A 20,973-nucleotide genomic window follows, 5' to 3' on the forward strand; every position below is an offset into this window, starting at 1 on the left:
ACTTTGATAGTCCACTATTCAAATAATCCAGTACTGCTTGGAGTTTAAGCTCCGCAGAGTAACTTCGATAATGGGTCCGTACTTCTAGGCCTTCATATCCGTGAACCTCATAACGACGTCTCCATTTGGCAAGAGTTGATTTAGAAATACCGTATTTTTTCACTGCAGCTTTAACTCCGATATGTCCCAGCCTGATTTCTTGAATAATGGCAAATTTCTCTGAGGCATTCCGCTCTATTTTTCTGGACACAAAAAATGCTCCCCTCACGAAAACAGGTTTTATTATTTCACCTGTCTACCGTAAAGGGAGCATATCATCTTTTGGGACAGCCTCTTTGTCATTATACGTTATGCGTTAAGTACGAAAGAATCGAGTCTTCTTTATTCGCCTTTGAGATCCTCAATAGAATTGGCTTCGACATAAGAAGGAACGACCAGCCCTGTCTTCACGCCTTCCATGCTCGGGCCGAGATCGACCACCTTGTCCTCAAACTCAGCCATGTAATCGGCGTGAGTCAGCGGCAGCCATGCTGCAACAGTGGCATCCACGTCACCGTTTGCGACGCCGGTCCACATTGGGCCAGCCTCAACCTGCAATGCCGTTACTTCATAGCCAAGTCTGCTTTCCATAATGTACTGCACAAGGTTCGTGCTCGCAATTTCAGAGTCCCAGGCTACATAGCTGAACTTGAATTCTTCGCCATCTACAGGCTGAATATCCTTTGTCCATTCATCGACGAGATCCGTGTTATTCTCCGCCCATTCCTTCGCAGCTTCGGCGGGATCCTGGCCTTCTTGAATCGCGGTCATGATTTCACCCATAGCATCGGAGGTCCACATGAAGTTGTCCAGGAACTGATACGCTTCTGGCTGGTCCTCTTCCAGTCCCAAACGAACGAGAGTGTGAATCTCTTCAGCTTCACCATAGATCTTCTTCGGATCCTCCAGATATTTCAGATCATATTTAGAGAACATCCAGTGTGGCGTCCAACCGGTAATGATGACCGGCTCTTCGTCCTTGATCGCTTTATCGAGAGCTGCGGTCATGGCAGCACTGGAGCCTTCCACCAGCTTCCAATCGCTGAGCTCGTAGTCCTCGATTGCTTTGGCCGTTGCCTTCATGATCCCTGCGCCGGGATCGATACCGATAATTTCATAGTCTACCTGTTCTCCGATGGAAGCCGCAGCTTCTTCATTGCCGCCTTCACCGGTACCTGCTGTCCCTTCGTCACTTTGACTGCACGCCGACAGGAGAAGCATCGCGGACAAGCTGAGCATTAACAACCATTTCATGTTCTTTTTCAAAACTAAGCACCCCTTTTGTTGGTTTTAAATATATTTTGTGTAAAGCGGTCCAGCACAATCGCCAGGATGACGACAGCCAGGCCGGCTTCAAACCCTTTACCAATCTGAAGCTGAGTGACAGCACGGTACACTTCGGCACCAATGCCCTGCGCTCCGATCATGGACGCGATGACGACCATAGACAGAGACAGCATAATAGTTTGGTTCACGCCCGCCATGATGGTAGGCATCGCCAGCGGCAGCTGTACCTTGAACAGCTTCTGCCCCGAAGTGGAGCCGAATGCGTCTGCGGCTTCGGTCAGCTCTCCGGAAACCTGCATAATACCAAGCCGCGTCAAGCGGATCGTAGGCGGAATCGCAAAGATGACAGAGGAGATCACCCCCGGTACCACACCGAGACTAAAGAAGGTGACGGCAGGCAGCAGGTATACAAAGGCTGGCATCGTCTGCATAAAGTCCAGCACCGGAATAATGATGCGGGAGGCACCTTTACTATAGGCCGCCCAAATCCCGATCGGCACACCCAGAATGATGGAGATCAGTCCGGAGGTAAGCACCAGGCTAAGGGTGTCCATCGTTTCCGGCCAGTAGCCCAGATTGTCAATGATCAGGAAGCCGATGACCGTAAACAGCGTCAGCGGAACACGGCCCAGAATAAAGGCCAGAATACCGAGAATGGCGATAAACAGATACGGATGAGGCAGCATGAACAGATCGGTAAACGAGTTTACAATCCATTCAATGACCTCGGCGATGCCGTCGAACAGACCGGACAAATATTCTCCCATCCAGTCCACGATGGCGTTGATCCAGTCGGCTAATGGAATCTTAGGCATGTCCATTCACCTCCCCGGACTTACTCTCGCCGGCCAGGGCGCCGAGCACCGCACCCCTGACAATGACGCCCAGCAGACGCTGCTTGTCATCAACGACCGCTACAGGCACCTTGGACAAGCTGGTCATTTCAAACAGCTCATTTAACAGCGTGTCGGGTCCGACAGCCGGACCGTCTTGAATGACGATGTCCTCCAGCTTGCGGTTGCTGCGCAGCGCTTCGGAAGCATCCTCTGCCGTGATTACGCCGATCAGCTTCTTGGAGCGGTCGATGACGAACAGGTTCGATACACCGCGTTCCCGCATAATCTCCAGTGCCACACGAGGACCCCGGTCCGGTGTGATCGTCTCCGGACGCCGCATCACATGAGAAGCAGTCAGCACCTTGGACAGATCCACGTCCTCGACGAAGCGCTCGACATAATCATTGGCCGGCTGGGTCAGGATTTCTTCCGGTGTGCCGATTTGCACCACAGCGCCATCCTTCATGAGGGCGATGCGATCTCCGATTCGGAGCGCTTCATCCAGATCATGTGTAATGAAGACGATGGTTTTCTTCATCTTATCCTGCAGCTCGATCAGCTCATCCTGCATATCGCGGCGGATCAGCGGATCCAGCGCACTAAAGGCTTCGTCCATAAGCAGAATCTCCGGATCGTTGGCCAAGGCGCGGGCAAGCCCGACACGCTGCTGCATGCCGCCACTCAACTCGCTGGGCAGCTTGTTCTCCCAGCCCTTCAAGCCGACAAGCTCGAGTGATTTCAGTGCGGCCTCGTGACGCTTGCTTTTGTCCACCTTCTGGACTTCGAGCCCGTATTCCACATTCTCCACCACCGTCCGGTGAGGGAACAGGGCGAATTTCTGAAAGACCATGCTGATGGATTTACGTCTCACATTGCGGAGATGCTCCTTGTTCATTTTTCGAAGATCCTTGCCGTGAATCAGAATTTCACCCGAGGTGGGCTCAATTAACCGATTCAGCAAACGCACCAGCGTCGATTTGCCGCTGCCCGAAAGGCCCATAATGACAAAGATTTCGCCTTCCTGTATATCGAAGCTGACTCGATTTACGCCGACGGTAATATTTTTTTCTTTAGCGATGCGTTCTTTGCTCCAGCCCTTTTGCAGGAGCGCAAGCCCTTGGTCGGGATGATTCCCGAACAGCTTGCTGACATCTTTTACTTGTAGAATAGCCAAGCATATTCCCCCTCTATCATGATCCAGCATTCATAATGAACCTTGAAACCGATTCTTGCGTCCTAGTCCGGTGAACCCATGTGCAGAATTATAACAATACAAAAGTTACAGTTGCAAACGTTAAATCCGTACATTAAGTTCATACAGTAAAAACTGTACAAAGTTATGCTCCCATATCCTCTTTGATGCTCCTAAATGCTCCCGCCAGGAGTTCTTTACATTTAAAAAAGCTTTACCTACAATAGAACAAGAATCTTTTGGAGCGATATGGATGCAAGTTCATCACTACAGGACACTATAAGAATAGAGAAGACGACGGTTAGCAATAAGAGGAGGCTCGAGCATGGGCTTGTACCCGCTGGATGAAGAACGGCAGGCTGCTGTAGATAAAATACGCAAGCGTGTTATTGAGAATATTGGAAGAAATATGGACTTATACGGAATTCCCGTTTCCACAGGCCATTTATATGGACTGCTGTTTTTTGCTGATAAGCCGATGAATCTGGATGAAATGGGCCAGGAGATGAAGATGAGCAAGACCAGCATGAGTACCGGAGTCCGAACGCTGCTGGATTATAAAATGGTGCATAAGGTATGGGAGAAGGGTTCGCGGAAGGATCTATACGAGGTGGAGTATGACTGGTATCAGACCTTCTTCGATTTCTTTGATATCAAGTGGCGCAAGTCGGTAGAGAGCAACATTCATATATTAAAAAAATCGATGGACGAAATGAACCGGCTCATGAAAGACCATCATGAGGATGAGCTCCTGATTGCAGTTCTGCAGCAGGATGTATCAAGAATCAAGGAGGCCGTTGCCTACTACGAATGGCTGGACCGATTGATCGACACCTTTGTCAGCGGAGAGATTTTCAAGCTAGTTCCTAAAGAACCGCCAGGGGAGTAGAGAAGCGCGAAGGCGCTTGGAATGAAGAGGGAGAGGTGCAGCCGTGAGGTTGTACCTTTTTGGCGTGAGGGGTTAGAATAAATGCAGACATATAGATAAGGAGGATTTCCTGGTGAATGTACTCATCGTGGAAGATGAGCCTCACATTGTGAGCTTACTGGCTTCCTGTATTCAGGAGGCCGCCCCGGGCGCGAGCCTGTTTACAACGGATCAATCCGCAGAAGCCATACAGATTGCTTTGGCAAATCCAATAGATCTGTTTATTCTGGATATTCAGCTAGCCGATTATAAAGGGACACAGCTTGCAAAAGAACTGCGTGCCATGGAGTGCTACAGCTTCACCCCGATTCTATTCGCCACCGGACTTGCCAATGAGGAGCTTAACGCATACCGGCAAATTAAGTGCTATGGCTTTCTGATCAAGCCGTTTACAAGGGATGAAGTGCTGCATGCGGTGCGGGACGTGCTGTCCTACATGGATCACCTTGGAGCAGGAATGACTCCGCAGCCGGAGATCCTGAGTATTGAGCAGAAGAGCCACGTGCTGGAGTATCCCATACACCAGATTGTTTACGTGGAATCCTTCGGCAAGCATCTGGAGCTGCACATCAAATCGGCGGGGGAAGAAATACGGTCCGATCGGATTTCTGGACTGTCTCTCAAAAAGATCGCTGAGCTGCTGGGAGAGAAATCGTTCATTCAATGCCACAAAAGCTATATCATTAACACGGCGTATATTCAAAAAATCGACAAAAGTGAAGGAGCCATCAAGCTGGTCGGTGCGGATCAGCTCATTCCCATTGGCCACACCTTCAAGCACGCGCTAAAGAATCGGGGACATTCATGATTTATTTTCAAATTCTGCTGGATACAGTGATCATGCTCTTGATCTGTTACAGCATGGCCGGACAACCCGTCAGATTTACAAAAGCTACGGTGAGCTGGTTTATATGCTTTCATCTCCTTTGCTTGATATTCCGCTATCAGAGGGTAGATTACACAGAATGGGGGGCAGGGTTCAGTGTAAATAATTACGATCTGCTTCCGGTCAATAACCCGGTGCTGCTATGTGTGCTGATTCTGTGTGTGATGATGCTGAATAGCAGCTTTTTCCGTCCTATATCCAACATGAAGGTTATCGTGGTAACGTTTCTAAGCTTTCTGATCTGGATCCTGCTTCGGACCTTCAGCATTGCCGCGATCAGTTTGCTGCTGGAGCAAGACGCAGAGGCCTTTCCATATGTGCATCGCGGGGTCACATTGCTACTAGCAGGCGCTCTTTATGCTGCCATGATCATAAAGCAGGGAAATCATTATCTAGGAGATTATAACGGCATCTTTCTGCGGATTATGCTGATTCAGTCTTCTGTCATGGTGCTCGGGCTCGTGATCTATGCTAATTTTGAGACCGCTTTTGTGACCCGGAACCTGCTGCTTCTGTTCCTTGTGTTTACGCTGGTGATCAGTATGAACCTCTGGATTATTTATGAACATCATCGGCAGGCACGTCATGAGAAAAGAGTGTCCGCCATCGAGCAATATCTGCCCGCTATTGACGAGCTGGTATCCGAGGTGCGCGCCAGACAGCATGAATTTCATAACAAGCTGCTGGCCATCCACAGTATTGTGGAAACCGCCGGCTCCCTGCCGGAGGTCCGGGCTCAAATTTCAGCCTATACAGACAGCGTCATCATACAGACCGGGATTCGTGAAATTCTGCAGCTCGACAGCAAGGTGATTGGAGGCTTTCTGTACACAAAGTTGAAGCTCGCAGAGGTTCGAGGAATGGTCATTACCACGCAGATCTACACTTCTTTTCACAAGATCGTGGCAGAGGAGCAGCAGCTGGTGGAAATTCTGGGCGTGCTGATCGACAATGCGATTGAAGCTTCATATCCGGGAAACGAGATCGTAGTAAGAGTGCAAGCGACTCAGCAAGGGTGGGTGGACCTGCTCGTAATGAATCCAGGGTCACCCCAATCCAGTACAGCATTCATGCAAATGTTTGAGAAAGGCTACACTACCAAAAGTACAGCCCAAGGACCTCGCGGATTTGGCTTGTACAATGTGAAGCAGCTGGTTGTGCAGCTTAAAGGTAAGCTGTTGACCTCCAATACGGAGCATCAGGGCGGCGCCTACTTGTCTATCGGTGTGCGGCTTCCCTCATGCACGGAAGCATAAACAAGAGCTTTATGGGAACGAAATTCCGTTCATTCCCGTAAGGCTCTTGTTCCTTCTCAAGCTATTGTACATGAGGATGCTGCAGACTATATTGTAGACAGATCCGAGAAAAAAAGGAGTGAGTATGTTGAATAATCTGCTCAGATTGGAATGGGGCAAGCTGCGCTGGCCGGTCCTGATCACGCTGCTGAGCTTGAGTCTTGCTGTAGCTCTTCTAAGTGGAACCATTTATAAAAGCTATGCACTAGAGCATGATTTAGAGGCCTGGGAAGTCGGCATTTCTATCATTGTATTTCTATTTCCGCTAATAGCAGTTCTGCCTGTAGGCTGGCTGATGTATTTGGAGCGCCGAGACGGATTTCTGATGTACACGCTGCCGAGAGTAAGTAAAAGGCGCTATCTGTCCGCAAAATGGCTGGTGGTGGCAGGAAGCTCGTTCTCGATCATGTTTATCGCCATGATGATCGGCGTCATATTCGCACTCTATATCAAGCCGGAAATCACTCCGTTTTATAGCTTAGTCGATAAAAGCACAGGCGAACCGGGTCCCAGGCTAGAGAAAACGCACTTTCTGGGCTCCTTGTTTGTGAATCATCCGCTGAGCTATGGTCTGCTCATCAGCTTCTGGCAAGGAGTCCTGTCCGCGATGATGGCTACACTTGCATTTGTGCTGTCCTTGTTTGTTTCGAATGTGTTTATTATTCTGACCGGACCTTTTCTGTATGTCACGTTGGAAAACTTCATTTTATCTCTGCTTCAATTGGAGATCTACAGAATCTACACCGCCTTTAATCCGGAATCTTTTGATGTTAATCAGCACGGGTATGGGCCTCTGCTTGTGGGTCCCGCGCTTGCTCTGCTGTTCACGGCGGGTATTGCCTTTTACTTCAGCAGGATTCAAAAAGTCACGGTATATCCGTCTTAAAGGAGGGGAGCAAGATGGGGGCTGTTTTTCTCCGGGATGTGAAAAGGTTCTATACGCCGAAGCTGCTTCTGCTCCTGCTGGGCGCCGCTTTGTTCAGTCTCTCAGCGCGTCAAGGCTTTGCATACTCCTATGAAAGCTTTGTGCTGTTTGTTCTGGTGGACCATTACTACATTACTTTTTTTATGGTGCCGAAGTTTCTGTGGATCAGCTATACCTATCTGGAGGACAATCTGGATTATGTCTTGATCCGCATCTCCCGGTTCCCTCGCTATTTTGCCGTGAAGGCGGCGGCATGGGCTTTAAATACAAGTGTGTTTGTCCTTGTGCAGCTTGCCGTCATCATGAGTGTGGGTCTGGGCCTGCCAGCAGGCTCCGGTTTTCCTTCGCCGGCTGAACAAGACTTGTCGATGGAAGTACTGATGAAATTAAGTGACATTGTACAGCATCCATGGCAGGCCTCCGCGCTGTCGGTTCTGCATCTGATCCTGGGGCTAAGCATGCTGGGTCTCGTTATGATGACGCTGCATCATTTTCTTGAGAAGAGATGGGTTGCTGTGATAACGGCGGGATTGTTTATTCTGATGGTCTTTGCCATGAAATCCAAAATTCCGGAGCTGACGCGCATCCCGTTTCTGTTTATCAATAATTACATCATCTTCATGTACAATCTGACCTATCCATATGCATTTTGGGTCACTTACATTTCACTGGGAATGATCTTTGGAGGCACAGTGTATCTCATCTGCAAATATTGGAACAAAGACTTTGAATGGCACCGGAAATGGCTTAGGCCCCGGGGAGTGATGCCTTATTATGCTGCGCAGCTGTTTTCATTCCGAAATGTGGGTATCCTGGCCACTCTAGCGATTGTAATCTGCTTATGGAAATGGCTGCAGCTGAACAACCTGGCAGTCGGACCAAGCACATGGGCGGACTACATGATCTATACCTTTTGGGGGCATGGGCACGGTTATTTCAAGCCGGCAGATTTTCTCGTGATGCTGCTGATGAATGCGGCCCCGTTATATATGCTTGCCCTATTTTTGGAAAATGAAAAAAGGGTGCACAGCATGCTGCTGACCATCCGTCTTGCTTCCAAAATACAGTGGGCTTCCTCGATCCTCGCTGCAGGCAGTATCTATGTGCTGGTGTACACCATCGGGTTGACGACAGGGAGTCTCCTCATTCCATCCATAGCAGGCTTGCCTGCTGAAGGCGTTACAATGATCCCGGACCTGGCACTCAGCTGGAATGAGATCTGGGTCTATATCACAGCCGTGAAATGGCTGGAGCTGCTGGTGCAGTTTCTGCTCATGCTGCTGGTGTTCCTGTGGAGTCGGCAAGTCACGGCCGCATTCGGAGGGCTGCTGCTGATGTACGCGCTCTACCTTCTTCCATATTCCTGGACATTATACATTCCTGCAGGCATGTCCAGCCTGGCACAGCATCAACCGTTTATGTCTGCGGCGGACTCCGCGTATGAGGGACTGCCTCCGCAAACCATTTTTCTGATCCTTATAGTCATAGCGGTATCAGCGGTGCTGTACATCCTGATCCATGGGTATAAACGGCGGTTTCAATAGCTCAACTATGCTGAAAGAGGTGATTGACATTGACACAGATCAAGCTGGAAGGGGTATCCAAGGCTTACAACGGAATCCCCGTAGTATCTGACATTCATTTAGACATTCAGAAGGGGGAGAGCATCGGCATCGTCGGTGCGAATGGCAGTGGCAAATCCGTATTGTTCAAAATGTTGTGCGGGTTCACGGCGCCGGATACCGGAAAAGTCTTTGTACGGGGCAAACAGCTCGGCAAGGACATTGATTTTCCTGAGCAAGTGGGGGTGTTCATTAATAGCCCGGGATACATTTCCACCTACAGCGGTTATAAAAACTTGAAATTTCTCGCTGATATTAACCGGAGAATTGGTGATGCCGAGATCAAAGACGCCATGAGACGGGTAGGCCTGGACCCGGAGCTGAAGACTCGGGTTGCCCATTATTCTCTGGGGATGAAGCAGAAGCTGGGCATTGCCCAGGCCATCATGGAAGGGCAGGATATTTTGGTGCTGGATGAGCCCTTTAATGCGCTGGACTACCAGACCTACAACGATATGAAGGACATCGTAATGAAGCTGAAGGAGGATGGCAAGACCCTGCTGCTCACCAGCCACAACTATGAAGATTTAGAGTCGCTATGCGATACGCTGTATATTATTCAAGGAGGAAGGATGGAGCTGTTAACCGGGGAGCTTAAAGAGAAATATTTCAGGCGCTAAAAAAGAATCCGCTCTCCGGCTTGTCAAGCCCGTCTGCATAATGTGACCAAGTCCCTCATAGACATGTATCAATGAATTCAAAACATGTGCACAAAGGGGATGATGACATGCGCCGGGTGTCTTGGGTGCTGCTTGCTGCTGTATTATGCTTCACATTGGTGCTTTCGGGTTGTGGCGGGAAAAAGGATGCAGAAGGAGTCATCAAGGATCTGGCTAAGGTAGCGGATCAGCTGGAAGGCGAGAAGGGGGCATACCAGGGCAAGGGAGTCATGACCATCAACACCGGCTCGACGCCGCAGCAATATGAGGTCGAGGTATGGTATCAGGCCCCGTCCTATTACCGGATCAGCTTGACCAACGGACAGAAGGACCTCACACAGATCGTACTCCGAAATGATGAAGGGGTCTTTGTACTCACACCGAGCCTGAACAAAAGCTTCCGCTTCAAGAGCGATTGGCCGGAGAATCAGGGTCAGGTATATCTGTATCAGACGATGCTGGGCAGTATTCTGAGTGATAGCACGCGTCAGTTTGCAGAGATCGAGGATGCCTATGTGTTTGAGGTGGCGGCCAATTATCACAGTCATGCTCTGGTGCGGCAAAAAATCTGGCTCGCCAAAGATAACTACTCGCCAAAGCAGATTCAGGTGTCTGACTCCGAAGCCAAGGTCGTCGTCGATGTCAGGTTTAGCGACTTCACCTTTGATACGAACCTGACCAAGGATTCATTTGATACGAACCGGAATCTGAGTGCCATGAACGAAGAGAACAAGGACGTGATGGCCGAGGTGGGCGAGGATGGAAAGCCGGTTGCACAAGGTGATCCGGCCGGGGAGCAGCCAGGGACAGCGGCCGAGCCGGCAGCGGCCCAGCATCTGGGGGCTTTCGGCATCATCGAGCCTTCCTATACACCAGCCGGCGTAGTGAGTAAGGGGATTCAGGAAATGGCCAACAGCGAGGATCATGCCGTGATTCTGAGGTACGATGGCGTCTATCAATACACGATTATGGAATCGCGTCCGCTGGATCGGGCAGTATCTCTAGCGCCGGGTCAGGTCATTGATCTGGGCTTCACGGTGGCCCTGCTTACAGGGGATGAGCAGCAGACCTTGACCTGGACGACAGAAGGCGTGGAGTACCGGATTACGAGCGGGAATCTGCCGGCTTCTGAAATGGTGCAAATCGCTGCTTCCATGCACGGACAATCGGGTAAGTAATACGATGAAGGCGGATAACCGAGATTTGCAGCAATCAGGATATGGCTGCAAATCTTAGGCCATTCGCCTCTTTCTTCAACCGGGGTGCCAAACGTCAGGAAAGCCGTCTTCACCCTGGTTTAGCGGAATCAGCCGAGTCCGCTTGTCCGCGAAGGGTTTGCGTCAGCAGTAGGATGGGAATTCTCACAGCGGTGGCCGGATTGACAGTTGCCGGGCAGAACATTACCATGAGTTTAATGACAACAGAGCTATTCATAATGGTAAGAAGGTGACTGGATTGCAACATATTTATCGGCCTACCCAGGCAGAAATTGATCTGGATGCTCTGGGTGACAACTTGAATGCGTTCCGGGCACATGTGCCTGAAGGCATGAAGGTGCTGGCATGTGTGAAGGCAAACGCCTATGGCCATGGAGCCGTTGAGGTATCGCGGGAGCTGGAGCGCTTAGGGGCAGACTACCTGAGCGTTGCGTTTCTGGATGAAGCTCTGGAGCTGCGTAAGGCCGGGATCACGCTGCCGATCCTCGTCCTGGGGTATACCCCGCCTGAGGGTATTATGACCGCATGGGAGCAGGACATCACGGTGACCCTGTTTAGCCGCGACGTGCTGACAGCCATTCAGAAGCTGCCGAAATCCCTGGATCGTCCGCTGAAGCTTCATATCAAGATTGACAGCGGCATGGGACGCTTGGGGCTGCTCCCGGAAGAGGCAGCAGCTTTTGTGGAAGAAGCCTTTGCTCTTCCTCAGGCCTTCATTGAAGGAATGTTTACCCACTTCGCAAGAGCGGACGAAGAGAACAAGAGCTATACACTGGAACAGCACCGGCGGTTCAAGAGCGTGGCGGATGCGCTGCGGGAGGGAGGCTTCTCCATCCCGATTATACATACGGGCAATAGCGCCGCAGCGATTGACACTCCCGAATTATCCTTCAATATGGTGCGAATCGGCATCAGCTTGTATGGAGTTTATCCTTCGGAGGAGGTCCATCGCACAGCGGTCAGCCTGCGCCCGGTCATGACGTTAAAGACGCAGGCGGTCTACGTCAAAACCTTGCCGCCGCAATCCGGCGTGAGCTACGGCTCCAGATATGTAACGGAAGAGGAAGAGCGGATTGCCACGCTTCCTATCGGTTACGCGGATGGCTACTCGCGCATGCTGAGTGGAAATGCGGAGGTGCTTATACGCGGACGCCGCGCTCCTGTGGTCGGCAGCATTTGTATGGACCAGTGTATGGTATCGCTAAAGCATTTCGCCGAAGAGGCGGAACAAATCAAAGCCGGTGAAGAGGTTGTGCTCATCGGCCGGCAATCTGGAGAATGTATTTCTGCAGATGAGCTGGCTTCCAGGCTGGGTACCATTCCTTATGAATTGGTTTGCATGATAGCACATCGCGTGCCCCGCACCTATATCCGCGGCGGCATGCCGATCACCCGGGTTAACCCCCTTTTGTAGTGTTTTTTGACCTCAGCAGGTATCGTTTTTTCAAGGAAAGCAGGAATTCGTGCCGATTTTCCCGAACTTAACAATATGTCGGTTGGTCTGTACGAAGTGCCGAGTGTGGTTTATAATGGGATGCAGCATACATGATATACCTTCGGCATATATATTTTTGTATAAATTTCCTTGAATAACGTAATACTGGTGCACAGGGCAAGAAGGTTGTGGGGGTGTAATAAAGGGTGGCCAACATGCAGAACACCAAACGAATCATGATCAGTCTACCAGATCATCTTTTGCAGGAAGTGGATGGGATCGCTCAGCTGGAAAATTCCAACCGCAGTGAATTGATCAGGCAGGCCATGAAGCTGTATTTGCACGAGCGGAAGAAGCGCTATATCCGTGAGTCAATGCAGAGAGGTTATATGGAGATGGCCAAGATTAACCTCACCATGGCGTCCGAGGCGTTTCACGCGGAGGAAGATGCAGACAGCACTCTGGACCGCTTAGTTAGCGGGGTGTGAACAAAGTGATCGTAAAACGCGGCGACGTATTTTTTGCGGATCTTTCACCCGTTGTGGGTTCAGAGCAGGGTGGTGTCAGGCCGGTTCTGATTATTCAGAATGATATCGGAAACCGGTTCAGTCCAACGGTCATTGTAGCAGCAATTACAGCACAGATTCAAAAAGCAAAGCTTCCGACTCACGTCGAAATCGACGCGGCGTCCCATGGCTTTGACCGGGATTCCGTGATTCTGCTGGAGCAGATCCGGACGATTGACAAGCAGCGCCTGACGGATAAGATTACCCATCTGGATGATGAAACCATGAGCAAGGTGGATGATTCCCTGCAGATTAGTCTCGGTTTGATTGATTTTTGATACGAAAGCGAAGCCGCCTTGATAAAGGTCGTGTGCGTGATAGTCCGCCGGTGCTCCGGCGGGCTATTTGGCGTCCTGGTTTCCGGCTGCCTCATGGGACCGGAACGAGGGCGTAAGGGACGGTGGAAGCCGAGCTGTAATCCGGGCGGCCATCCGGTATGAGTCGGTAAGCGGCCGTAACGATGGCAATCCAGGTGAAAATACCGATGAGAGACCAAATCCAGATTTTTTTGCGTGTCATGCTGTGAACCTCCTTAGGATGATGACTGCTGAAGAGCGCCGGGTGAGATTTGAGTACAGTGTACAGGCTGAAGCTTAAAGGAAGCTGAAGGGAAGCTTAAAAGCCTGCTTTTTTTTCTTACATTTACTGCTCCTTGGAGCATGTGTAAAAACTTCTGTCCCGGTTGTGTCTGTCGAACTGGTAAATGCACGGGGGTTTTGGGATAATGGGGGTACAAGTTTTTTTGAAGAAAGAGGGATTGTACATTGTCTGATATTGAAGCAGCGGTTGCATTGAATGAGGAACAGCTCCATAGAGAAGAACAGGAACGGATTGTCAAACAAATTGCGAAGGAGCTGCAGCTTACGCTGAAGCAGGTGCGCACCACCGTTGATCTGCTGGATGAAGGGAACACGATTCCCTTTATTGCACGCTACCGCAAGGAGATGACGGGGGAACTGGATGAGAACCGTCTTCGGGATATCGAGGACCGCACGTCATACCTTCGCAGCCTGGAGGTCCGCAAGCGTGAGGTGCTGCGAATCATCGAGGAGCAGGGCAAGCTGACAGAAGAGCTGAGAGGGTCTATTGTCAAAGCCGTCAAGCTTCAGGAGGTTGAGGATCTGTATCGCCCTTACCGCCAGAAGCGCAAGACACGTGCCAGTGTCGCGAAGGAGAAAGGCCTGGAGCCTTTGTCCGCCTGGATCTGGTCCCAGCCGAAGCAAGGGGATCTTATGACAAAGGCCGCGGAGTATATGGATGAGGAGAATGGCGTGCATTCGGCGGAAGAGGCGATTCAGGGAGCAATGGATATTCTGGCAGAGAATATCGCGGATGATGCGTCCATACGTGCCTGGGTCCGCCGGTATACGATGGATCATGGTATGCTCACTTCCGAAGCGCGGGATGCTGATGCGGAGTCTGTTTACGAGAATTATTACAGCTATCGGGAGCTTGCCAAGAAGATGCCGCCTCACCGGATTCTCGCCATTAATCGCGGAGAACGGGAGAGTATTCTGAAGGTCGGGCTGGACGTGCCTGCCGACTCTGTGCATCAGTACATGATGAAGCAGATCATTCAAGGTCCATCGGCAGTGAGCGAGGTGCTGAAAGCGGTCATTGAGGATGCGTATAAGCGCCTGATTGCACCTTCGATTGAACGGGAGGTTCGCGGTGAGCTTACAGAGAAAGGCGAGAACCAGGCCATCTCGATCTTTGCTGGCAATTTGCGCAGCCTGCTGCTGCAGCCGCCGGTAAAGGGACGGAATGTCCTCGGCGTCGATCCCGCTTACCGTACTGGCTGCAAGCTGGCGGTGGTTGATGACACCGGCAAGCTGCTCGAAGTGGCGGTCACGTATCCGACGCCTCCCAACAACAAGAAGCGCGAGGCGGCGGCGAAGTTTACGGAGCTGATTCATAAATACGAGATCCAGCTGATCGTCATTGGTAACGGCACCGCCTCCCGCGAGACGGAGCAGTTCGTGGCAGAGGTCATTGCCGAGGCCGGGCGCCCGGAGTTAGCCTATCTGATCGTGAACGAAGCGGGAGCGAGCGTATATTCAGCCTCCAAGCTGGCGCAGGAGGAGTTCCCGGATCTGGACGTAGCAGAGCGAAGTGCCGCTTCCATTGCCCGCCGGGTGCAGGACCCGCTGGCAGAGCTGGTGAAGATTGATCCCAAGTCCATTGGCGTCGGTCAGTACCAGCATGATGTCAGCCAGAAGCATCTGGAAGAAAGCCTGAAGGCGGTCGTGGAGTCTGCTGTAAACCACGTCGGCGTAGATGTTAATACCGCTTCGCCTTCCCTGCTGTCCTATGTAGCCGGAGTTAATGGCACGATTGCCAAGAATATTGTGAAGTTCCGTGAGGAGCATGGCCGGTTTCTGAGCCGCAAGCAGCTGCAGAAGGTACCGCGTCTCGGCGCCAAAACGTACGAGCAGGCGGTCGGCTTCATGCGGATTTCTGATGGCGAGAACACGCTGGACCGTACGCCAATTCACCCGGAATCCTATGCGGTGGTATCCCGCTTGCTGAAGGAGCTGGGCGTCGGGCTTGATAAGGTCGGCACGAAGGAGCTGGCCGAGCTGCTTGCGCAGCAATCAGCAGAGGAGCTGGCCGCGAAGCTGGAGGTCGGAATTCCAACACTGCGGGATATATTGGACAGCCTGCAGCGTCCGGGACGCGACCCGCGGGAGGAGCTGCCGCTTCCAATCTTCCGCACCGATGTTCTTAAGCTGGAGGACCTGCTGCCAGGAATGGAGCTTCAGGGCACCGTGCGCAACGTTATCGACTTCGGTGCATTTGTTGATATCGGCATCAAGAATGACGGCCTGGTGCATATTTCCCAGCTTAGCGGCGGGTATGTCAAGCATCCGATGGACGTCGTATCCGTAGGCGATAATGTCACGGTCTGGGTGCTGAACGTCGATCTGAAAAAAGGACGTGTCGGACTGACCATGAAGCCGCCGAAGGAGCTGGCGAACGGGTAAAGCCGGCTTTCGCACGAAGCAGCGGGCAGCAGCGCATTGCCGTTCCGCTCGCCGCAGGCTTGCGCGTGGCGAGAAGGACGTGCAGGTCAAATAAGCCGGACCCTCTGGGGATCCGGCTTATTTCTTGTCGCGTTATGGTGCTTCCGGGTACTCCCCCGGAGAGGTGCGGTAAAAGAACCAGCATTCGTTCAGCAGCTTGATCTGGCGTCGGTCCTTCTTGCGGAAGGCGCGGGTCAGCTGATTGCAGAGCCACTGCGGCAATGAAATCTCCTCCTCTGACTAAACACTCTGTATCCTTAGCATATGGAGGAAGGGCCTATTGTGTGCAGGTCTGCTGCAAGACGGACGCTAAACGGCGTTCCATTGGAACGGTTCGCACAATTTGACGTCTTTATACCATCTCTTCTTCGTACCACTGCTCCAGCTGGGCCTGCAGGGCCCGGATCTCAGTGAGAAGGGCGATCAGCGGATATTCGCTTTCATTTAGCGAGGCAAAAGAGGACTCCAGCTGATTAATATAGTCCAGCCCGCCAATGATGTGCGAGCCCTCCTGCAGCAGCTCCAGCTGGCTGCACTCAGCCACAGCAAGCGGCAGCTCCGGCTTGCCCGCAGCGGTCAGCTTGCTAATCTCTTTGTTTAATCTCAAGTTCAGGGCGCTCAGCTGATATGCATAATCCGATGGCATTTCTACATATTGAAGCTGGTCGCCGTGCTGCAATATACAATATCGCATTTCCGGCATTGGTGTTCTTCCCCTTCCATACGTCCTCATCACCTGCGGTGTGAGTCTTCACTTGACAGTGTAGCGTAGGAAGAAGTTAAAATTCAAGTAGATTTACGTGAGAAGAAGGCAGAGATCGGAGGCCGACTGTTGAAAAATATGATGAGCAATGAAGAGCTCCAGGCATGGGTGGAGCACATATCGCTGACCAGCTTTCAGCTCCCGTTCCGCCACCGGGCTGTGTTTAACAGCCGGCTGTCCACTACAGGCGGACGTTATTTTATGAAGAGTCATGATATCGAGATCAATCCCCATCAGCTGGTGGAGCACGGGCCGGATGAGGTGGAGAGAATTATTAAGCATGAGCTGTGTCACTATCATCTGCACTTGTCAGGCAGGGGCTACCGCCACCAGGATGCGGATTTCAAAGCACTGCTGCAGGCTGTAGGAGGGAGCAGGTACTGTAAGGCAATACCGCGAGCAGACTCTAATAAGAAAAAAGCGCTGCCCTACCGCTACCTCCTGCGCTGCAAGGAGTGCCATATGGAGTATAAGCGTAAACGAAGGATGGATCCGGCGCGTTATCGCTGCGGTCGCTGCCAGGGCCCGCTTCAGCTGTTAACGCTTGACTCCGGTAAGGAATAATGGTACATTAGTGAACGTACTAAATACTGTTCCCTGATAGCTCAGTTGGTAGAGCACTCGACTGTTAATCGAGTTGTCACAGGTTCGAGTCCTGTTCGGGGAGCCATTATTCTGGAGAGATACCCAAGTGGCTATAAGGGGACCCTCTGCTAAGGGGTTAGACTGCGTAAGCGGTGCGAGGGTTCGAATCCCTCTCTCTCCGTTCTGTAACACATGATGAAGAAGGACCTTCCGTTTTCGGAAGGTTCTTTTTTTTGCAATATTCCACAAATTTACTCAAAAATAACAAAAGGTTGATTCTGCGTTAATTGTTCTATTTTATATTGGAATGGTAATATGGTTGCTGCAATGAAAGGTTGAGAACAGGAGAAAACCTTTGTTCTGTAGCGATGATACGACTTGAACCACTTGGTTTGTAGGGGTGGTCCGTTTCCGTATCTCGTTATTTGAGCAAGGGTTATTTTGCTTGAAAGGAGCAGCAGGAAAGGCCCATGCATCGTACCTTGATTAATGAATTTACCGCTTATCTGTTTGATCTCGACGGCACGATTTACATAGGGGACCGTGTGCTGGATGGGGCTGAAGACACGATCCGTACATTACGGGAACGTAGAAAATCGGTCATGTTCGCTACGAACACGACATTGTACACAAGAAAGCAGGTGATGTACAAGCTGGCTAGACTTGGCATCCACTGCTCCGGAGATGAGATCATAACGGCGCTTACCGCAGCAGGAGAGTATTTTCGGGAGCATGCTCCTGGTGCAAGCATCTACCCGCTCGGCGGGGAGGCCATGACTATGGAGCTGACCGGAATGGGGCTAAATGTGACACAGCATGAAGAAGACGCCACCCACGTCTTGGTCGGACTGGATCAGAGCATGAATTATCGCAGATTGACCGCTACGGTGAATGCCGTAAGGAACGGAGCGTTCCTGGTAGCCGCCAATCCTGATCCTTTCTGTCCGGTGGAGAAGGGGGTGATCCCCGACACCTGGGCGCTGATTTCTGCCATTGAAACGGCGAGCGGCCGGACGACGGACATCAGGCTAGGCAAACCATCGGCTTACTATGCCGCCTGCGCCTTGAAGCAGCTCGGAGTCCGTCCGGAAGACTGCCTCATGGTCGGGGACAAGCTCGAAACGGATATTGCACTTGGTCAACGTGTCGGAATGTCTACGGCGCTTGTTCTTACGGGGGTCGATGCTGCAGAGTCCATTGAGCAAACAGGCATACAGCCGGACTACATATTGCGGTCTGTGGGAGTCATTGCTGAGCATTTTCGTTCAAAAGAAAGCGAGCTTCGCTGGCCATCCGGTTCATCCGGATAGAGCGGTATCAGCCTTCGCCTTTTCTCGCGAGGGAGCAAATAATTAGTGGCATATTAATTTTTGAGGAGGAACTTCGAAATGAAAAAGTTAAGCCTGGTTATTATGGTGTGGATGCTTCTTCTTACAGCTTGCAGCAGCGGAGGGCAACAGGGAGCAGCCGGGAATGGAAACAGCGTGGCTTCTGCAGATCAGAGCGGTAAGGAGAGCCAAGGCAGCGGCAATGCGGAGGATGAACAGCCCATTGAGCTTAGCTTCTACTTCCCGGTAGCGGTTGGCGGACCAATCACCAGCTTTATAGACAAGCTGGCCGCAGATTTCCACCAGGAGAACCCATCGATTACTGTAAAGCCGGTTTATGCGGGCAGCTACCAAGATACCATGACCAAGGCTGCCACGGCTGTGCAGGGCGGCAACGCTCCGGATCTCGCCGTGCTGTTGTCAACCGAGCTGTACAGCCTTTTGGAAATGGACGCGCTGGAGGAGCTGACGCCTCGGTTTTCGGAGGAGTATTTTAATGGCTTCTATGAAGCGTTTATGAGCAACACCAAATCCGGTGATCAGGTATGGAGCGTTCCGTTCCAGCGGAGCACCATCGTGCTTTACTATAACAAGGACATGTTCAAAGAAGCAGGGCTGGATCCGGAGAAGGCGCCCGCGAACTGGGATGAATTGAGAGAATTCGCGAGCAAGCTGACGGTCAAAGACAGCAGCGGCAGCGTGAGCCAGTGGGGCCTGGAAATTCCGAGTACCGGATATCAATATTGGATGCTGCAGGCACTTTCCCTGCAATCCGGAAGCAATATCGTCAACAACAACGGGACAGAGGTATATTTCAACAAGCCGGAAGTTAAAGAAGCGCTTCAATTCTACACGGACCTTGGACGCAAGGACAAAGTGATGCCTGAAGGTGTACTGGAATGGGCAACAGTCCCTTCTGATTTTATCAGCGGCAAAACAGCGATGATGTTCCATACAACGGGGAATTTGTCCAAAGTCAAAGCCGATGCAACATTTGATTTCGGTGTAGCTTATTTACCGGCTAACAAAAGCTACGGCTCTCCAACAGGCGGCGGTAATTTGTATGTATTTAAGGACATCCCTGAAGAGCGGAAAGCGGCAGCCGTCAAGTTCATTGAGTTCTTGACTCAGCCTGAGCGTGTAGCGCAGTGGTCCATAGATACCGGATATGTGGGGACTACGGAAGCGGCTTATGAAACAGAATTGTTAAAAAACTATGTTGCCGGATTCCCGCAAGCTGCCGTAGCACGGGATCAGATGAAGTATGCCTCCAGTGAATTGTCCACTTATCAGAACGGACAGGTCACCAAGCTGTTCAACGACAACATACAGTCTGCATTGCTGGGTGAAATGACGCCTGAAGAAGCATTGGAGAAATCCCAGCAGCAAGCGGATGACATTCTCAAGAAGTACCGTAAATAAATGAGAAAAGCTAAGGGGGGGGGCTTCCTCCCCTATCATCGCCTGAGAAAGAAGTGAGAGGCTCGTGACACGCAGCTGGCCGCGTCGTTTGCGCGGATATCGTCTGAAAGACAATCTTTTGGCCTATGCTTTATTGTTTCCATCGCTACTCCTTCTGGCTGTATTTACGTTTTATCCGATGGTCAAGGTGCTGGACTGGAGTTTCTATGAGACGGTGTTAAAAGAGAGACATTTTGCGGGACTTGATCAGTATAAGCATGTCCTTCAGGATGAGGTGTTCCACAAGGTGCTCCGTAATAATGTTTGGCTCGCTCTCGTAACCGTGCCTGTTAGTATATGGCTTGCGCTATATATGGCTGTGTGGGTCAATGGGAAGCTGCGCGGGAGAAGTCTGATCCGCGCGGCATTCTTTTATCCGACACTGATTCCGATGATTGCAATCGCAAATATATGGCTCTTTATTTACACACCAGACTACGGGCTGTTGGACAAATTTCTCGGATTATTCGGCATTCAGGGTCCGGGCTGGCTGGGGGAACCGGGATGGGTGCTGGTATCCATGATGGTGATGCTGATCTGGAAGGAGGCTGGATACTTCATGATTTTCTTTCTGGCCGGACTTCAGTCGCTGCCTCAAGAGGTGTATCAGGCAGCCCAAATGGATGGAGCGGGTCCGCTTCGGAAATTTCGAGCGATCACCTTTCCACTTCTGATGCCGACGACGTTGTTCGTACTTGTGATTGCTACGACGAATTCCTTCAAGCTGGTGGATCACCTGTACATCATGACTAAGGGCGGTCCGAACAATGCGAGCAATTTGCTGCTCTATCATATTTACGAAACGGCGTTCAGCTTCTGGGATATGGGAAAAGCGTCCGTATTAACCGTCATTCTGCTCGTGATGCTGCTGGCCGTATCGATATTCTATTACGGTTTCCTTGACAAGCGGATCCACTACTGAGGAG

The 20,973-nt window shown here is 51.2% G+C and carries 22 protein-coding genes and 2 tRNA genes; 17 read left to right on the forward strand and 7 right to left on the reverse strand.

Annotated elements, in window-relative coordinates; translation table 11 throughout:
- The 4 genes from ACH6EH_RS04200 to ACH6EH_RS04215 all read right to left on the reverse strand — a co-directional run.
- A partial coding sequence (locus ACH6EH_RS04200; RefSeq protein WP_397331265.1) for a helix-turn-helix domain-containing protein occupies nucleotides 1-250 on the reverse strand: 250 nt, incomplete at its 3' end.
- A gap of 131 nt (nucleotides 251-381) precedes the next feature.
- Nucleotides 382-1,293, reverse strand: coding sequence for a glycine betaine ABC transporter substrate-binding protein (locus ACH6EH_RS04205; protein ID WP_397331266.1), 912 nt, complete (start codon nucleotides 1,291-1,293; stop codon nucleotides 382-384).
- 14 nt (nucleotides 1,294-1,307) lie between these two features.
- Nucleotides 1,308-2,141 (reverse strand): ABC transporter permease, encoded by an 834-nt coding sequence (locus tag ACH6EH_RS04210; protein ID WP_397331267.1) that lies wholly within the window; start codon nucleotides 2,139-2,141, stop codon nucleotides 1,308-1,310.
- Nucleotides 2,134-3,336 (reverse strand): quaternary amine ABC transporter ATP-binding protein, encoded by a 1,203-nt coding sequence (locus ACH6EH_RS04215; protein WP_397331268.1) that lies wholly within the window; start codon nucleotides 3,334-3,336, stop codon nucleotides 2,134-2,136. The genes ACH6EH_RS04210 and ACH6EH_RS04215 overlap by 8 nt, the downstream gene beginning before the upstream one ends.
- Nucleotides 3,337-3,679: 343 nt before the next feature.
- Here ACH6EH_RS04215 and ACH6EH_RS04220 point away from each other — a divergent pair, with 343 nt between their 5' ends.
- From ACH6EH_RS04220 to ACH6EH_RS04265, 10 genes are all read left to right on the forward strand, one after another.
- Nucleotides 3,680-4,243: a GbsR/MarR family transcriptional regulator gene (locus tag ACH6EH_RS04220; RefSeq protein WP_397331269.1), complete on the forward strand. Its 564-nt coding sequence runs from the start codon at nucleotides 3,680-3,682 to the stop codon at nucleotides 4,241-4,243.
- 112 nt (nucleotides 4,244-4,355) lie between these two features.
- Complete coding sequence (locus ACH6EH_RS04225; protein WP_397331270.1) at nucleotides 4,356-5,090, forward strand: LytR/AlgR family response regulator transcription factor; 735 nt, start codon at nucleotides 4,356-4,358, stop codon at nucleotides 5,088-5,090.
- Nucleotides 5,087-6,424, forward strand: a complete 1,338-nt coding sequence (locus tag ACH6EH_RS04230; RefSeq protein WP_397331271.1) for a sensor histidine kinase — start codon at nucleotides 5,087-5,089, stop codon at nucleotides 6,422-6,424. The genes ACH6EH_RS04225 and ACH6EH_RS04230 overlap by 4 nt, the downstream gene beginning before the upstream one ends.
- A 124-nt stretch (nucleotides 6,425-6,548) precedes the next feature.
- On the forward strand, nucleotides 6,549-7,349 hold the full coding sequence (locus ACH6EH_RS04235; protein WP_397331542.1) for an ABC transporter permease: 801 nt from the start codon (nucleotides 6,549-6,551) through the stop codon (nucleotides 7,347-7,349).
- Between the two features lie 14 nt (nucleotides 7,350-7,363).
- Complete coding sequence (locus ACH6EH_RS04240; RefSeq protein WP_397331272.1) at nucleotides 7,364-8,932, forward strand: hypothetical protein; 1,569 nt, start codon at nucleotides 7,364-7,366, stop codon at nucleotides 8,930-8,932.
- Nucleotides 8,933-8,961: 29 nt separating this feature from the next.
- The gene (locus ACH6EH_RS04245; RefSeq protein WP_397331273.1) at nucleotides 8,962-9,630 is read left to right on the forward strand and encodes an ABC transporter ATP-binding protein; all 669 of its coding nucleotides are present in this window, start codon (nucleotides 8,962-8,964) and stop codon (nucleotides 9,628-9,630) included.
- A 107-nt stretch (nucleotides 9,631-9,737) separates the two neighbouring features.
- Nucleotides 9,738-10,847 carry a LolA family protein gene (locus ACH6EH_RS04250; RefSeq protein ID WP_397331543.1) on the forward strand — a complete coding sequence of 370 codons (1,110 nt, stop codon included), beginning with the start codon at nucleotides 9,738-9,740 and terminating at the stop codon, nucleotides 10,845-10,847.
- A gap of 277 nt (nucleotides 10,848-11,124) precedes the next feature.
- Complete coding sequence (gene alr / locus ACH6EH_RS04255) at nucleotides 11,125-12,300, forward strand: alanine racemase (protein ID WP_397331274.1); 1,176 nt, start codon at nucleotides 11,125-11,127, stop codon at nucleotides 12,298-12,300.
- A 227-nt stretch (nucleotides 12,301-12,527) separates the two neighbouring features.
- Entirely contained in the window at nucleotides 12,528-12,809 is a 282-nt protein-coding gene (locus ACH6EH_RS04260) for a CopG family ribbon-helix-helix protein (protein WP_138226796.1), read from the forward strand.
- Between the two features lie 5 nt (nucleotides 12,810-12,814).
- On the forward strand, nucleotides 12,815-13,165 hold the full coding sequence (locus ACH6EH_RS04265) for a type II toxin-antitoxin system PemK/MazF family toxin (protein ID WP_138227849.1): 351 nt from the start codon (nucleotides 12,815-12,817) through the stop codon (nucleotides 13,163-13,165).
- A gap of 91 nt (nucleotides 13,166-13,256) precedes the next feature.
- Here the strand turns inward: ACH6EH_RS04265 and ACH6EH_RS04270 are convergent, their stop codons facing one another.
- The gene (locus tag ACH6EH_RS04270) at nucleotides 13,257-13,406 is read right to left on the reverse strand and encodes a hypothetical protein (protein ID WP_397331275.1); all 150 of its coding nucleotides are present in this window, start codon (nucleotides 13,404-13,406) and stop codon (nucleotides 13,257-13,259) included.
- 245 nt (nucleotides 13,407-13,651) lie between these two features.
- On the opposite strand from ACH6EH_RS04270, the gene ACH6EH_RS04275 reads away from it, so the two are divergent.
- Entirely contained in the window at nucleotides 13,652-15,871 is a 2,220-nt protein-coding gene (locus ACH6EH_RS04275) for a Tex family protein (RefSeq protein WP_397331276.1), read from the forward strand.
- A gap of 132 nt (nucleotides 15,872-16,003) precedes the next feature.
- On the opposite strand, the gene cmpA is transcribed toward ACH6EH_RS04275, so the two are convergent.
- Nucleotides 16,004-16,132, reverse strand: coding sequence for a cortex morphogenetic protein CmpA (cmpA, locus tag ACH6EH_RS04280; RefSeq protein WP_138226794.1), 129 nt, complete (start codon nucleotides 16,130-16,132; stop codon nucleotides 16,004-16,006).
- Between the two features lie 130 nt (nucleotides 16,133-16,262).
- Nucleotides 16,263-16,613 carry a hydrolase/acyltransferase gene (locus tag ACH6EH_RS04285; protein ID WP_397331277.1) on the reverse strand — a complete coding sequence of 117 codons (351 nt, stop codon included), beginning with the start codon at nucleotides 16,611-16,613 and terminating at the stop codon, nucleotides 16,263-16,265.
- A 141-nt stretch (nucleotides 16,614-16,754) separates the two neighbouring features.
- Between ACH6EH_RS04285 and ACH6EH_RS04290 the strand changes: the two genes are divergently transcribed.
- The 6 genes from ACH6EH_RS04290 (at nucleotide 16,755) to ACH6EH_RS04315 (ending at nucleotide 20,969) form a co-directional block, all read left to right on the forward strand.
- The gene (locus ACH6EH_RS04290; RefSeq protein ID WP_175415432.1) at nucleotides 16,755-17,237 is read left to right on the forward strand and encodes a SprT family protein; all 483 of its coding nucleotides are present in this window, start codon (nucleotides 16,755-16,757) and stop codon (nucleotides 17,235-17,237) included.
- A 30-nt stretch (nucleotides 17,238-17,267) separates the two neighbouring features.
- Nucleotides 17,268-17,343: transfer RNA gene (locus ACH6EH_RS04295), tRNA-Asn, on the forward strand.
- Between the two features lie 7 nt (nucleotides 17,344-17,350).
- Nucleotides 17,351-17,439: transfer RNA gene (locus ACH6EH_RS04300), tRNA-Ser, on the forward strand.
- A 289-nt stretch (nucleotides 17,440-17,728) separates the two neighbouring features.
- Nucleotides 17,729-18,568 (forward strand): HAD-IIA family hydrolase, encoded by an 840-nt coding sequence (locus tag ACH6EH_RS04305; RefSeq protein ID WP_397331278.1) that lies wholly within the window; start codon nucleotides 17,729-17,731, stop codon nucleotides 18,566-18,568.
- Between the two features lie 78 nt (nucleotides 18,569-18,646).
- On the forward strand, nucleotides 18,647-20,008 hold the full coding sequence (locus tag ACH6EH_RS04310) for an ABC transporter substrate-binding protein (RefSeq protein ID WP_397331279.1): 1,362 nt from the start codon (nucleotides 18,647-18,649) through the stop codon (nucleotides 20,006-20,008).
- 64 nt (nucleotides 20,009-20,072) lie between these two features.
- Nucleotides 20,073-20,969, forward strand: coding sequence for a carbohydrate ABC transporter permease (locus ACH6EH_RS04315; RefSeq protein ID WP_397331280.1), 897 nt, complete (start codon nucleotides 20,073-20,075; stop codon nucleotides 20,967-20,969).
- Nucleotides 20,970-20,973 lie beyond the last annotated feature (4 nt).

The organism is Paenibacillus sp. JSM ZJ436, assembly GCF_044383795.1.
Classification (GTDB): domain Bacteria; phylum Bacillota; class Bacilli; order Paenibacillales; family Paenibacillaceae; genus Paenibacillus_AQ; species Paenibacillus_AQ algicola.